Below are 12,499 nucleotides of genomic sequence, written 5' to 3'. Positions count from 1 at the left end.
CTGGTACGCTAACGTCTGTCAGCCCTTTCACACCTGTATCACCCGCTTGCCTTACACTGCGCGCCTATGACCAACATCCCCCACACCCAAATCACCACCCCCGCCGTCACCTGCTCGACGTGCGCGGCCTGCTGCTGCCAGCTGGAAGTCATGCTGATCACCGACACGGGCGTGCCCGAGCGCTATATCGACACCGACGATTGGGGCGGTGAAGTCATGCTGCGCCTGGACGACGGCTGGTGCGCGGCGCTGGACCGGGACACGATGATGTGTACGATTTATACGCGTCGGCCGCTGATCTGCCGGGAATTCGAGATGGGCGCGCCGGAATGCCTGACCGAACGCGAAGGGATTGCGACCGCTTACCGCTGATCTCAATGTGGGAGGGAGCTTGCCCCCGATAGCAGTGGGTCAGTTGGCAAATTCTGCGACTGACACTGCGCTATCGGGAGCAAGCCCCCTCCCACAGGGTTTTGCAGGGCAACGAGTAGTTTTCGATGCCACCGAACGCGAAGGGATTCGCGACCGCTTACCGCTGATCTCAGGCCGACGAATATCTCAATGTGGGAGGGGGCTTGCCCCCGATAGCAGTGGGTCAGTTGGCAAATTCTGCGACTGACACTGCGCTATCGGGGGCAAGCCCCCTCCCACAGGGTTTTGCAGGGCAACGAGTAGTTTTCGATGCCACCGAACGCGAGCGGATTACGACCGCTTACCGCTGATCTCAGGCCGACGAATATCTCAATGTGGGAGGGGGCTTGCCCCCGATAGCAGTGGGTCAGTTGGCAAATTCTGCGACTGACACTGCGCTATCGGGGGCAAGCCCCCTCCCACAGGGTTTTACAGGGCAACGAGTAGTTTTCGATGCCACCGAACGCGAGCGGATTACGACCGCTTACCGCTGATCTCAGGCCGACGAATATCTCAATGTGGGAGGGGGCTTGCCCCCGATAGCAGTGGGTCAGTTGGCAAATTCTGCGACTGACACTGCGCTATCGGGGGCAAGCCCCCTCCCACAGGGTTTTGCAGGGCAACGAGTAGTTTTCGATGCCACCGAACGCGAACGGATTACGATCGCTTACCGCTGATCTCAGGCCGACGAATATCTCAATGTGGGAGGGGGCTTGCCCCCTCCCACAGGGTTTTGCAGGGTTCTGAAGTTACAGCGGCATCGTGTAGTGCAACGAGTAGCTTTCTACGCCGTCGTTATGGTCGCTGAGCCCGGCGTTGGAATAATGCAACGCCCGAATGCCCACTTCATGCCCGCCGTTAAAGCGCAAACCGAAGCCCAGGCGGTCTTCGAACTGGAAGGCCTGGCCGAGGTTGTTGTCTTCCAGGCGCGTGCGGGAAAACGCCGCCACCCCGATCCCGGCCTCGATGTAAGGTTTTACCGATTCCCCAGCGAACTCGTACACAAACACCGGCGAGAACGACAGGCTGCTCGCGCCTGCACGGTGATCACCTTCCCAATAGGTGTAAGCGCCACTCCAATAGCCGGTCAGGCGACCGACGTCGCTCTGCATCCAGCTCTTGTCCCAATCCGACGTCAGTCCCAATCGATAGGTGAGCGTCGAATCACTGGTGGCCCCCAGGCCAAACTCAAGGCCGGCGGCCTGCGCCGAAAAAGAGTGTCCCACCACAACGGCCGCAATCGCGGTCAAACAGAACAAGCGCTTCATAAGAAACATCCCTTCCGAACGAAGTTATCGGGTTTTACACAAACAATCTCGCCTATAGAAGCCAACGCAGTGTCAGACGTTCAGCGTCTAACGGCGAAAATTCACGAAATTTTCACGAGCCGAAGCTTCTCACAACTCCAGGATGTTTCCATAGTGTCGGTAAGATATTTCTTAGGTGATACACGTCGCCGCTGGTCCAGAACTGGGCAGGATCCGGATTGCCGGTGGCCAGCAGATCGCGTTCGCCCAGCAGGCGCTTGAGTTGGCGGGCCACGGCGGCGCCGGTGTCGATCAGGCTGATGCTGGGGGGCAGCATCTGCGCCAGGAGCGGCTTGAGGAAGGGGTAGTGGGTGCAGCCGAGGATAATAGTGTCGCAGCCGGCGCTGAGCAGCGGGTCGATATAGCCTTGCAATAGCTGGCGCAGGGTCGGGCTGCCCAGGTCGCCGGTTTCAATCAGTTCTACCAGGCCCGGGCACGGCTGGGTAATCACCCGCACATCGGTGGCAAAACGGTCGAGTAACGCGGCGAACTTGGCGCTTTGCAGGGTGCCGGTGGTGGCGAGCACACCGACCACGCCACTGCGGGTCGCGGCGGCGGCGGGTTTGACGGCGGGCTCCATGCCCACCAGCGGCCAGTCGGGGTAGTCCTGGCGCAAATCAGCCACGGCGGCGACGGTCGCCGTGTTGCAGGCAATCACAAAGGCCTTGGCGCCCTGCTCGCGGAAAAACTCGGCGACCCGGTGCGAACGCTCGTAAATAAAGGCAGGGGTTTTCTCGCCGTAGGGGATATGCCCGCAATCGGCGACGTACAGCAGCGACTCATGGGGCAACAGTTGCTGGATTTCCTCCAGCACCGTCAACCCGCCGATGCCGGAGTCGAACACACCGATCGGTGCATCCTTAACCATGGTGTGTCCCACACACGCTGCAACCGGGGTCGCGTTTGACGCGCAACTCACGGAAACGTGTGGTCAAGCCATCGATCAGCAACAAGCGTCCGACCAAGGGCTCGCCGAAACCGGCGAGCAATTTCAACGCTTCAAGCGCCTGTAAGCTGCCCACCAGACCGACCAGCGGGCCGACCACGCCGGCTTCGCTGCAGGTCAGTTCGGTGTCGCTGCCGTGCCCGTATAAACAGTGGTAACACGGGCTGTCGGCGCGGCGCGGGTCGAACACCGACAGTTGCCCGTCCAGGCGGATCGCCGCGCCGCTGACCAACGGTTTGTCGGCGGCCACGCAGGCGGCGTTGACCGCTTCGCGGGTGGAAAAATTGTCGCTGCAATCGAGCACTACATCCACCGCCGCCACTGCCGCCGCCAGGGAATCGGCATCCAGCGCAGTCCGGTGAGTGAGCAGTTTGACCTCAGGGTTGATCGCGCTCAGACGGCGGATGGCCGAATCGACCTTGCTCAGGCCGACGCTGTCGGTGTCATGGATGATCTGGCGTTGCAGGTTGGTCAGGTCGACGGTGTCGAAATCCGCCAGGTGCAACTCGCCGACACCGGCCGCCGCCAGGTACAGCGCCACAGGCGCGCCCAGGCCGCCGAGGCCGACGATCAAGGCGCGGGCGTTTTTCAGGCGCAATTGGCCGTCGATGTCGACCTGCTGCAACAGAATCTGTCGGCTATAGCGCAACAGCTCCTGATCGGTCAGCACGGCCGGTGTCCCAGGCTGATGCGTTCGTGGCCGCCGAGGTCGATGCGGCTGTGTACGCCTTCAAAGCCTTGGCTCAGCAACAGGTCACGCACCGCCGCGGCCTGATCGTAACCGTGTTCCAGCAACAACCAACCGCCAGCAACGAGGTGCGCTGGCGCTTCGGCGATGATCAGGCGCAGGTCGTCCAACCCATCATGACCGGCGACCAGCGCGCTGGCCGGTTCAAAGCGCACATCGCCAGCCACCAGATGCGGGTCGTTGGCGGCGATGTAGGGCGGGTTGCTGATGATCAGATCGTAGGTGTGCCCCTGCAACGCGCTGAACCAATGGCTGTTGAGCACGCTGGCGTTGTGCAGGTTCAGGCGTTGGCGATTGCGTTCGGCCAGGGCCACGGCTTCGAGTACGCGGTCGACGGCGGTGACGTGCCAGGCCGGGCGTTCACTGGCCAGGGCCAGGGCGATGGCACCGCTGCCAGTGCCGAGGTCGAGCACCTTGGCCGGGGTTGCGGGTAACAATTCCAGGGCCGCCTCGACCAGCAGTTCGGTGTCCGGGCGCGGGATCAGCGTGTGGGGCGCGACCTCCAGGTCCAGCTTCCAGAAGCCTTGCTGGCCGAGGATATAGGCCACCGGCTCACCGGCGCGGCGGCGTTGCAGGTAATCGGCGAAGGTCAGCGCAGCTTCGCTGCTGACGATTTTTTCCGGCCAGGTGTGCAGGTAACTGCGGGACTTGCCCAGGGCAGCCGCGAGCAACAGCTCCACGTCCAGGCGTGCGGTGGGCGAGTCGGGCAGCTCGGCGGCGCGGAGCAGGCTGGCGATGATGGTCATTTATTCACCTATCGCCGCCAATTGGTCGGCCTGGTATTCGACGAGCAATGGCTCGATCACCGCGTCGATGCCACCGGCGAGAATCTCGTCCAGGGAGTAGAGCGTGAGGTTGACCCGGTGGTCGGTGACCCGGCCCTGGGCAAAGTTGTAGGTGCGAATGCGCTCGGAACGGTCGCCCGAACCCACCAGCAGTTTGCGCTCACTGGCAATCGCGTTGGCGGCGGCGCTGGTCTGCTGGTCATTCAATTTGGCCGACAGCCAGGACATGGCCCGCGCCCGGTTCTTGTGCTGGGAACGCTCTTCCTGGCACTCCACCACGATGCCCGACGGCAAGTGCGTGATGCGGATCGCCGAGTCGGTCTTGTTGATGTGCTGACCGCCGGCACCGGATGAACGGTAGGTGTCGACGCGCAGGTCCGCCGGGTTGATCTCGATGGCTTCCTGCTCGTCCGGCTCGGGCAACACCGCCACGGTACATGCCGAGGTGTGGATACGGCCTTGGGATTCGGTGGCCGGCACCCGCTGTACGCGGTGCGCGCCGGATTCGAATTTCAGCTTGCCGTACACGTTGTCGCCTTCGACGCGGGCGATGACTTCTTTATAGCCACCGTGTTCGCCCTCGTTCTCGGACAGGATCTCGACGCGCCAGCCGCGCCGTTCGGCATAGCGCGAATACATGCGGAACAGGTCGCCGGAGAAAATCGCCGCCTCGTCGCCGCCAGTGCCGGCGCGGATTTCGAGGAAGACGTTGCGCCCGTCGTTGGGGTCCTTGGGCAGCAGCATGCGTTGCAGGTCGCCTTCGAGTTCGGCCAATTTGTCTTTGGCCTCACGGACTTCTTCCACGGCCATTTCACGCATGTCCGGGTCGCTGTCCTTGAGCAGGGCCTGGGCGCCTTCCAGGTCGGCCTGTACTTTCAACAGGTTCTGGTAGGTGACCACAATGGGCTCAACTTCGGCGTATTCCTTGGAATAAGCACGGAACTTGGCCTGATCGGAGATGACCTCGCCGTCGCCGAGCAAGGCGGTCAGTTCTTCGAAACGGTCCTGGAGCACGTCCAGTTTGTTGAGCAGTGACGCTTTCATTGCGGTTTTTTATCCGAAGAGCTATCTGACGCGCCCTCACCGAGGGCAAAGAGTTCCTGCGCCATGGCCAGCGCATCGAGGCGGCCTTCGGCAGTGAGTTTTTTCAGTTGTACGCTGGGGGCGTGCAGCAATTTGTTGGTCAAGCCACGGGCCAGTTGCATCAGCACGTCTTCGGCGTTGCCACCATTGGCCAACAAACGCTGGGCCTTGCTCAACTCCTCGTCGCGCAGGCGTTCGCCTTGTTGACGATACGCCTTGAGCACGTCCACCGCTGCCAGTTCGCGCAGGCGCACCATGAAATCTTCGGCGCCGACGCTGACCATTTCCTCGGCGGCCTGGGCCGCGCCCTGGCGACTCTTGAGGTTTTCGGCGACCACTTCGTGCAGATCGTCGACGCTATACAGGTAAACGTCGTCCAACTCGCCGACTTCCGGCTCGATATCGCGCGGAACGGCAATATCGACCATGAAGATCGGCTTGTGCTTGCGCAGCTTCAGCGCGCTTTCCACCGCGCCCTTACCCAGGATCGGCAACTGGCTGGCGGTAGAACTGATGACGATGTCGCTGCGCACCAGTTCGGCCGGGATATCCGCCAACAGCACAGCGTGGGCGCCGAACTGTTCGGCCAGGATGCTGGCACGCTCCAGGGTACGGTTGGCGACGACAATACGCTTCACGCCGAGGTCGTGCAGGTGACGGGCGACCAGGGTGATGGTCTCACCGGCACCGATCAGCAAGGCCTGGCTGCGCTGCAAGTCGCTGAAAATCTGCTTGGCCAGGCTGACGGCGGCAAATGCCACGGACACCGGGTTTTCCCCGATGGCAGTGTCGGTACGCACCTGCTTGGCGGAATTGAACGTGGCCTGGAACAGGCGCCCCAGCAGCGGCCCCACAGTGCCCGCCTCACGCGCCACGGCGTAGGCGGACTTCATCTGGCCGAGGATCTGCGGCTCGCCCAATACCAGCGAATCGAGACCGGACGCCACACGCATCATGTGACGAACTGCCGCATCGTCCTCATGCACATAAGCGCTCGCGCGCAGGTCGTTGACGTCCAAATGGTGGTAATCGGCCAGCCAGCGCAGTACGGCATCCGCTGAAAGATGCTCCTGCTCTATATAAAGCTCGCTGCGATTACAGGTCGAAAGGATCGCAGCTTCGCGGCTGTCGGTGAGTCGGCAGAGCTGCTGCAAGGCCTCAACCAACTGCTCAGGCGTAAACGCCACGCGCTCGCGCACGTCTACGGAGGCAGTTTTGTGGTTAATACCGAGTGCAAGGAAGGCCATTCAATATCGCTGATGATGTCGGAAAGCCGACAATTGTCCTACTTCGATAGATTCAGAACAACCACCGTCGTCTATTGTCCCTATGCGTTGTGCCTATAAAGGCATCCATTGAGACTCGGTTATGTTTGGCCGAAGGCTTGTGTCATGATGATCCGACCGCAGGTTAGTCGTCCTCTTCCTATATGAATAGATCCTCCGCGTTGCTCCTTGCTTTTGTCTTCCTCAACGGCTGCCAGGCCATGGCCCCCGTGTCGCCGGACGGTACACCGCCGGTGGAAGAGAGCACCCCAGCCCCTGAAAAGCCCAAGGTTTACTCCTCGTTCAGCGAAGAAACGGTGTACAGCCTGCTGACCGCAGAACTGGCCGGCCAGCGCAATCGTTTCGATATTGCGCTGGATAATTACGTGACCCAGGCCATCAATACGCAAGATCCGGGCATCTCGGAGCGGGCGTTTCGCATCGCCGAGTACCTGGGGGCTGATCAGGCCGCACTGGACACTTCGCTGATCTGGGCGAAAAACGCGCCGGACGATCTGGAAGCCCAACGGGCGGCGGCCATTCAATTGGCGCGCTCCGGGCGCTACGACGACTCCATGGCCTATATGGAGAAAGTCCTGCAGGGCAAGGGCGACACTCATTTCGACTTTCTTGCGCTGTCGGCGGCCGACACCGACCCGGACACGCGCAACGGGCTGATGAAGAGTTTCGACCGCCTGCTGCAAAAACACCCGAAGAACAGCCAGCTCGTGTTCGGCAAGGCCTTGCTGCTGCAACAGGACGACGAAGCCGAAGCCGCGCTGAAGCTGCTCGAACAGAACCCGCCGGAAGAAGGCGAGATTGCGCCGATCCTGCTGCGCGCCCGCCTGTTGCAGAACCTCAATCGCGGCAAGGAAGCGATTCCGCTGCTGGAAAAAAGCATCAAGAAATACCCGGACGACAAGCGTCTGCGCCTGACTTACGCGCGTATGTTGGTGGAGCAGGACCGCATGGAGGACGCCAAAGTGCAGTTCGCCAACCTGGTCCAGCAATACCCGGACGATGACGAATTGCGCTACTCCCTGGCGCTGGTGTGCCTGGAAGCCAAGGCCTGGGACGAGGCCAAGGGCTACCTGGAAGAGCTGATCGAGCGCGAAAGCCACGTGGACTCGGCGCACCTGAACCTCGGCCGCATCGCCGAAGAAAACAACGACCCCCAGGCCGCCCTGCTCGAATACGCCCAGGTCGGTCCCGGCAACGATTACCTACCCGCCCAGTTGCGCCAGGCCGACATCCTGATGAGCAACGGGCGCACCGACGAGGCGGAAAAACGCCTGGCCGCGGCCCGCGAGGCTGAGCCTGACTACGCGATCCAGCTGTACCTGATCCAGGCCGAGACCTTGTCGGCCAACAATCAGGGCGAGCGCGCCTGGAAAGTCTTGCAACAAGCCTTGCTGCAATACCCCGACGATCTGAACCTGCTCTACACCCGCGCGATGCAGGCGGAAAAACGCAATGACCTGGCACAGATGGAAAAAGACCTGCGCCTGATCATCAAGCGCGACCCGGAAAACGCCATGGCGCTCAATGCCCTGGGTTACACCTTGTCCGACCGCACCACGCGTTACGCCGAAGCCAAGGTGCTGATCGAACAGGCCCACACGCTCAACCCGGAAGACCCGGCCGTACTCGACAGCCTGGGCTGGGTGAATTACCGCCTGGGCAACCTGGACGAGGCTGAGCGCCTGCTGCGCATGGCGTTGGAGCGCTTCCCCGACCAGGAAGTCGCTGCACACCTGGGCGAAGTGCTCTGGGCCAACGGCAAACAGCGCGAAGCCCGACAAATCTGGGAAAAGTTCCTCAAGGAACAACCCGAAAGCCCCATCCTGCGCAGCACCATCAAGCGCCTGACCGGTTCCGAGACCCTTTAAGTTTATGTTCTTGCGCCACTTTATTGTTTTCAGCTTCATCGCCTTGCTCGCCGGTTGTGCGGGCTTTGGCGCCCGCGAATCCGTTGAAGGCCAGGGCAGCCCGGCGCAATGGAAACAGCACAAGGCACAGCTCAGCAGCATTGATGGCTGGCAGATCGAAGGCAAAGTCGGGGTACGCGCGCCGAAAGATTCCGGCAGCGGCACCTTGTTCTGGCTGCAACGCCAGGATTACTACGATATCCGCCTGTCCGGCCCGCTGGGTCGAGGCGCCGCCCGCCTGACCGGCCGACCGGGGCAAGTCAGCCTCGAAGTAGCCAACCAGGGTCGCTACGAAGCCGCCTCCCCGGAGGCGCTGCTGGAAGAACAGATCGGCTGGAAGTTGCCGGTGTCGCACCTGGTCTGGTGGGTACGCGGTTTGCCCGCACCTGACAGCAAAAGCCGCCTGAGCCTCAATGGCGATAGCCGCCTGGCCTCCCTGGAACAGGACGGCTGGAAGGTCGAATACCTGAGCTACGTGCAACAGAGCGGTTATTGGCTGCCTGAGCGGATCAAACTGCACGGCACCGACCTTGACGTCACGCTGGTGATCAAGGACTGGCAACCGCGCAAGCTGGGGCAATAACGTGAGCGTAGAGAAACTGACCCTGCCCTCCCCGGCCAAACTCAATCTGATGCTGCACATTCTGGGTCGCCGTGAAGACGGCTACCACGAGTTGCAGACGCTGTTTCAATTTCTCGACTACGGCGATGAACTGACGTTCGCCATACGCGACGATGGCGTGATCCGTCTGCACACCGAACTCGAAGGCGTGCCCCACGACAGCAACCTGATCGTGAAGGCCGCGAAAAAACTTCAGGCACAATCCGGCTGCACGCTCGGCATCGACATCTGGATCGATAAAGTCCTGCCCATGGGCGGCGGCATCGGTGGCGGCAGCTCGAATGCCGCGACCACACTGCTGGGTCTGAACCACTTGTGGAAGCTCGGCTGGGACCTCGATCGCCTGGCCACGCTGGGCCTGACCCTGGGTGCCGACGTCCCGGTTTTCGTGCGCGGACACGCTGCTTTTGCCGAGGGTGTGGGGGAAAAACTCACCCCTGAATACCCGGAAGAGCCGTGGTATGTCGTGCTTGTCCCGCAAGTATCTGTAAGTACAGCAGAAATTTTTTCAGATCCACTGTTGACACGTAACTCTCCTCCCATTAAAGTGCGCCCCGTTCCCAAGGGAAACAGTCGAAATGACTGCTTACCGGTTGTAGCAAGGCGTTACCCAGAAGTACGTAACGCTTTGAATTTGTTAGGTAAATTTACCGAAGCAAAATTAACCGGCACTGGAAGTTGTGTGTTTGGGGGCTTCCCAAACAAAGCTGAAGCTGATAAAGTCTCGGCCGTTCTTACAGAGACCCTTACAGGGTTTGTAGCAAAGGGAAGCAACGTTTCGATGTTGCATCGCAAGCTGCAAAGTCTGCTCTAAAAGGAACCGAGTACTGGGTACTCGTTGCAACAGATACAGGGGCGTCGCCAAGCGGTAAGGCAGCAGGTTTTGATCCTGCCATGCGTTGGTTCGAATCCAGCCGCCCCTGCCATTTTCCTTTACTCATCCAGGTTACCCTCAGCCTCTAGGTACTGCGCGTGTCCAAGATGATGGTCTTTACGGGGAACGCCAACCCCGATCTGGCTCGACGTGTCGTTCGTCAGCTGCATATCCCTCTCGGTGACATCTCTGTCGGGAAATTTTCCGACGGCGAAATTACCGCCGAGATCAATGAAAACGTTCGCGGTAAAGACGTCTTCATTATTCAGCCGACCTGCGCTCCGACCAACGATAACCTGATGGAACTCGTCGTGATGGCTGATGCCTTCCGCCGCTCCTCAGCGACTCGAATCACAGCTGTAATCCCTTACTTTGGTTATGCCCGTCAGGATCGCCGTCCGCGTTCCGCACGTGTGGCTATCAGCGCGAAAGTCGTGGCTGACATGCTCACCGTGGTAGGCATCGACCGTGTTCTCACGGTTGACCTGCACGCTGACCAAATCCAGGGGTTCTTCGATATTCCGGTAGATAACATCTACGGCTCCCCCGTATTGGTGGATGACATCGAAGACCAGCGCTTTGAAAACCTGATGATCGTGTCCCCGGACATTGGTGGCGTCGTGCGTGCACGGGCTGTTGCCAAATCCCTGGGCGTTGATCTCGGGATCATCGACAAACGCCGCGAGAAAGCCAATCACTCTGAAGTGATGCATATCATCGGTGATGTCGAAGGGCGTACCTGTATTCTGGTTGATGACATGGTCGACACCGCCGGCACCCTGTGCCACGCGGCTAAAGCCTTGAAAGAGCACGGTGCGGCAAAAGTCTTCGCCTACTGCACACACCCTGTGCTGTCGGGCCGAGCGATCGAGAACATCGAGAACTCAATGCTGGACGAACTGGTGGTGACCAACACCATCCCGTTGTCCGCTGCAGCTCAAGCCTGTTCGCGTATCCGTCAACTGGATATCGCACCGGTAGTTGCCGAAGCGGTTCGCCGCATCAGTAACGAAGAATCGATCAGCGCGATGTTCCGTTAAGGGTCAAACCAACGGATCACCTCACTGACGAAAAGCGCCCCGCCCCAGCATATTGTTGGGGCGGGGCTTTTTTGCCCATATCGCCTTTAGCGCTGGTCGCAAACGCTGGGGCGAATGTGGTTATTTTGGAGATACAACATGAACGAATTTATTCTGAATGCTGAAGTGCGTTCCGACCTGGGGAAAGGTGCGAGCCGCCGCCTGCGTCGTCTCGCAAGCCTGGTTCCAGCTGTAGTTTACGGTGGCGAAAAAGCCCCTGAATCCATCAGCATGCTGGCTAAAGAAGTTGCCAAACTGCTGGAAAACGATGCGGCCTACAGCCACATCATCTCGCTGAACATCGGCGGCACCAAGCAGAACGTCATCATCAAGGCGCTGCAACGTCACCCAGCTAAAGGCCACGTGCTGCACGCTGACTTCGTTCGCGTCGTTGCCGGCCAGAAACTGACCGCCATCGTGCCTGTGCACTTTGTTGGTGAAGAAGCTCCGATCAAGAAAGGCGGCGAAGTTTCGCACGTTGTTGCCGAGATCGAAGTGACCTGCCTGCCGAAAGACCTGCCTGAGTTCATCGAAGTCGACCTGTCGGCCATGGAAATCGGCGAAATCATCCACCTGTCCGACCTCAAAGCCCCTAAAGGCGTTGAGTTTGTCGCACTGGTTCACGGTGATGACAAAGCGGTTGCCAACGTTCACGCTCCACGCGTTGCTCCAGAAGCTGAAGAAGGCGCTGCAGAGTAATTCACTCTGTATTGCCGGAGCTTGAGGAAACATCGCGGACCGAAACGTAGCGAGAAAGCGGGCGATAACGCGGCGTTTACTCTTGGGTAAATGATCTCTTGTCGTCCACTTTCGCCGCACTCAGGTCGGCAATGTTATCCACAACTCCAAAGGAAGGGCCCCTGTCGTGACTGCCATTAAACTGATCGTTGGCCTGGGAAATCCAGGCGCCGAATACGAACAGACCCGGCATAACGCGGGGGCCCTTTTTGTTGAGCGCATCGCCCACGCCCAAGGTGTAAACCTGGTGGCCGATCGCAAGTATTTTGGCCTGACCGGACGCTTTTCGCATCAGGGTCAGGATGTTCGTCTGTTGATTCCCACCACCTACATGAACCGCAGCGGCCAAGCTGTCGCGGCGCTTGCGGGGTTCTTCCGGATCAAACCCGAAGAAATCCTGGTGGCCCATGACGAACTGGACCTGCCACCCGGCGTTGCCAAGCTCAAGCAAGGCGGCGGGCATGGCGGGCACAATGGCCTGCGCGACATCATCGCGCAGTTGGGCAATCAGAATACCTTTTACCGTCTGCGGCTCGGCATTGGCCACCCAGGCGTTGCCAGTATGGTTTCAAATTTCGTCCTGGGTCGTGCGCCACGCGCCGAACAGGAAAAACTCGATGCCTGCATCGACTTTGCCCTCGGCGTGCTGCCGGATATCCTCGCCGGGGAATGGAACCGCGCGATGAAAAACCTGCACAGCCAGAAGGCCTGAC

At 60.2% G+C, this 12,499-nt stretch carries 13 protein-coding genes and 1 tRNA gene; 8 read left to right on the top strand and 6 right to left on the bottom strand.

Translation table 11 applies throughout. The annotated features are described in order from the left end of the window. Positions 1–66 precede the first annotated feature (66 nt). The gene (locus tag U5A08_RS03870; RefSeq protein ID WP_026139835.1) at positions 67–372 is read left to right on the top strand and encodes a YkgJ family cysteine cluster protein; all 306 of its coding nucleotides are present in this window, start codon (positions 67–69) and stop codon (positions 370–372) included. Positions 373–1,160: 788 nt separating this feature from the next. On the opposite strand, the gene U5A08_RS03865 is transcribed toward U5A08_RS03870, so the two are convergent. From U5A08_RS03865 to hemA, 6 genes are all read right to left on the bottom strand, one after another. Continuing rightward, the gene (locus tag U5A08_RS03865) at positions 1,161–1,679 is read right to left on the bottom strand and encodes an acyloxyacyl hydrolase (RefSeq protein ID WP_253393320.1); all 519 of its coding nucleotides are present in this window, start codon (positions 1,677–1,679) and stop codon (positions 1,161–1,163) included. A gap of 112 nt (positions 1,680–1,791) precedes the next feature. After that, entirely contained in the window at positions 1,792–2,586 is a 795-nt protein-coding gene (gene murI / locus U5A08_RS03860; protein WP_253393319.1) for a glutamate racemase, read from the bottom strand. Further along, a complete protein-coding gene (locus tag U5A08_RS03855; protein WP_253393318.1) occupies positions 2,579–3,334 on the bottom strand; it encodes a molybdopterin-synthase adenylyltransferase MoeB in 756 nt (251 codons plus the stop codon). The genes murI and U5A08_RS03855 overlap by 8 nt, the downstream gene beginning before the upstream one ends. Further along, positions 3,328–4,158 carry a peptide chain release factor N(5)-glutamine methyltransferase gene (prmC, locus tag U5A08_RS03850; protein ID WP_321850397.1) on the bottom strand — a complete coding sequence of 277 codons (831 nt, stop codon included), beginning with the start codon at positions 4,156–4,158 and terminating at the stop codon, positions 3,328–3,330. Before prmC ends, U5A08_RS03855 begins: the two co-directional genes overlap by 7 nt. Then, positions 4,159–5,241 carry a peptide chain release factor 1 gene (gene prfA / locus U5A08_RS03845; protein ID WP_253393316.1) on the bottom strand — a complete coding sequence of 361 codons (1,083 nt, stop codon included), beginning with the start codon at positions 5,239–5,241 and terminating at the stop codon, positions 4,159–4,161. Continuing rightward, the gene (gene hemA, locus U5A08_RS03840; protein ID WP_253393315.1) at positions 5,238–6,527 is read right to left on the bottom strand and encodes a glutamyl-tRNA reductase; all 1,290 of its coding nucleotides are present in this window, start codon (positions 6,525–6,527) and stop codon (positions 5,238–5,240) included. The genes prfA and hemA overlap by 4 nt, the downstream gene beginning before the upstream one ends. Before the next feature lie 182 nt (positions 6,528–6,709). Here hemA and U5A08_RS03835 point away from each other — a divergent pair, with 182 nt between their 5' ends. The 7 genes from U5A08_RS03835 (at position 6,710) to pth (ending at position 12,498) form a co-directional block, all read left to right on the top strand. Beyond that, positions 6,710–8,434, top strand: a complete 1,725-nt coding sequence (locus U5A08_RS03835) for a tetratricopeptide repeat protein (protein WP_253393314.1) — start codon at positions 6,710–6,712, stop codon at positions 8,432–8,434. Positions 8,435–8,438: 4 nt separating this feature from the next. Further along, positions 8,439–9,056 carry a lipoprotein insertase outer membrane protein LolB gene (lolB, locus tag U5A08_RS03830; protein WP_247397500.1) on the top strand — a complete coding sequence of 206 codons (618 nt, stop codon included), beginning with the start codon at positions 8,439–8,441 and terminating at the stop codon, positions 9,054–9,056. Position 9,057: 1 nt separating this feature from the next. Continuing rightward, a complete protein-coding gene (gene ispE / locus U5A08_RS03825) occupies positions 9,058–9,909 on the top strand; it encodes a 4-(cytidine 5'-diphospho)-2-C-methyl-D-erythritol kinase (protein ID WP_321850390.1) in 852 nt (283 codons plus the stop codon). A 37-nt stretch (positions 9,910–9,946) separates the two neighbouring features. Further along, positions 9,947–10,021 (top strand) — tRNA-Gln (locus U5A08_RS03820). A gap of 46 nt (positions 10,022–10,067) precedes the next feature. Beyond that, positions 10,068–11,009, top strand: coding sequence for a ribose-phosphate pyrophosphokinase (locus U5A08_RS03815; RefSeq protein ID WP_003208392.1), 942 nt, complete (start codon positions 10,068–10,070; stop codon positions 11,007–11,009). 138 nt (positions 11,010–11,147) lie between these two features. Then, complete coding sequence (locus U5A08_RS03810; RefSeq protein ID WP_247397494.1) at positions 11,148–11,747, top strand: 50S ribosomal protein L25/general stress protein Ctc; 600 nt, start codon at positions 11,148–11,150, stop codon at positions 11,745–11,747. A 166-nt stretch (positions 11,748–11,913) separates the two neighbouring features. After that, positions 11,914–12,498, top strand: coding sequence for an aminoacyl-tRNA hydrolase (pth, locus tag U5A08_RS03805; RefSeq protein WP_017844407.1), 585 nt, complete (start codon positions 11,914–11,916; stop codon positions 12,496–12,498). The last annotated feature ends 1 nt before the right edge of the window (position 12,499 follow it).

It is taken from the genome of Pseudomonas paraveronii (assembly GCF_963681955.1).
Taxonomy (GTDB): domain Bacteria; phylum Pseudomonadota; class Gammaproteobacteria; order Pseudomonadales; family Pseudomonadaceae; genus Aquipseudomonas; species Aquipseudomonas paraveronii.
Note: the sequence above shows the minus strand (reverse complement) of the source record. Positions and strands in the feature narration are given on the sequence as shown.

Bases quoted from the DNA above. Each gene is read 5' to 3' on its own strand.
- hemA (WP_253393315.1), bottom strand. From the start codon at position 6,527: ATGGCCTTCCTTGCACTCGGTATTAACCACAAAACTGCCTCCGTAGAC.
- prmC (WP_321850397.1), bottom strand. From the start codon at position 4,158: ATGACCATCATCGCCAGCCTGCTCCGCGCCGCCGAGCTGCCCGACTCG.
- lolB (WP_247397500.1), top strand. From the start codon at position 8,439: ATGTTCTTGCGCCACTTTATTGTTTTCAGCTTCATCGCCTTGCTCGCC.
- murI (WP_253393319.1), bottom strand. From the start codon at position 2,586: ATGGTTAAGGATGCACCGATCGGTGTGTTCGACTCCGGCATCGGCGGG.
- U5A08_RS03835 (WP_253393314.1), top strand. From the start codon at position 6,710: ATGAATAGATCCTCCGCGTTGCTCCTTGCTTTTGTCTTCCTCAACGGC.
- U5A08_RS03870 (WP_026139835.1), top strand. From the start codon at position 67: ATGACCAACATCCCCCACACCCAAATCACCACCCCCGCCGTCACCTGC.
- prfA (WP_253393316.1), bottom strand. From the start codon at position 5,241: ATGAAAGCGTCACTGCTCAACAAACTGGACGTGCTCCAGGACCGTTTC.
- U5A08_RS03865 (WP_253393320.1), bottom strand. From the start codon at position 1,679: ATGAAGCGCTTGTTCTGTTTGACCGCGATTGCGGCCGTTGTGGTGGGA.
- U5A08_RS03810 (WP_247397494.1), top strand. From the start codon at position 11,148: ATGAACGAATTTATTCTGAATGCTGAAGTGCGTTCCGACCTGGGGAAA.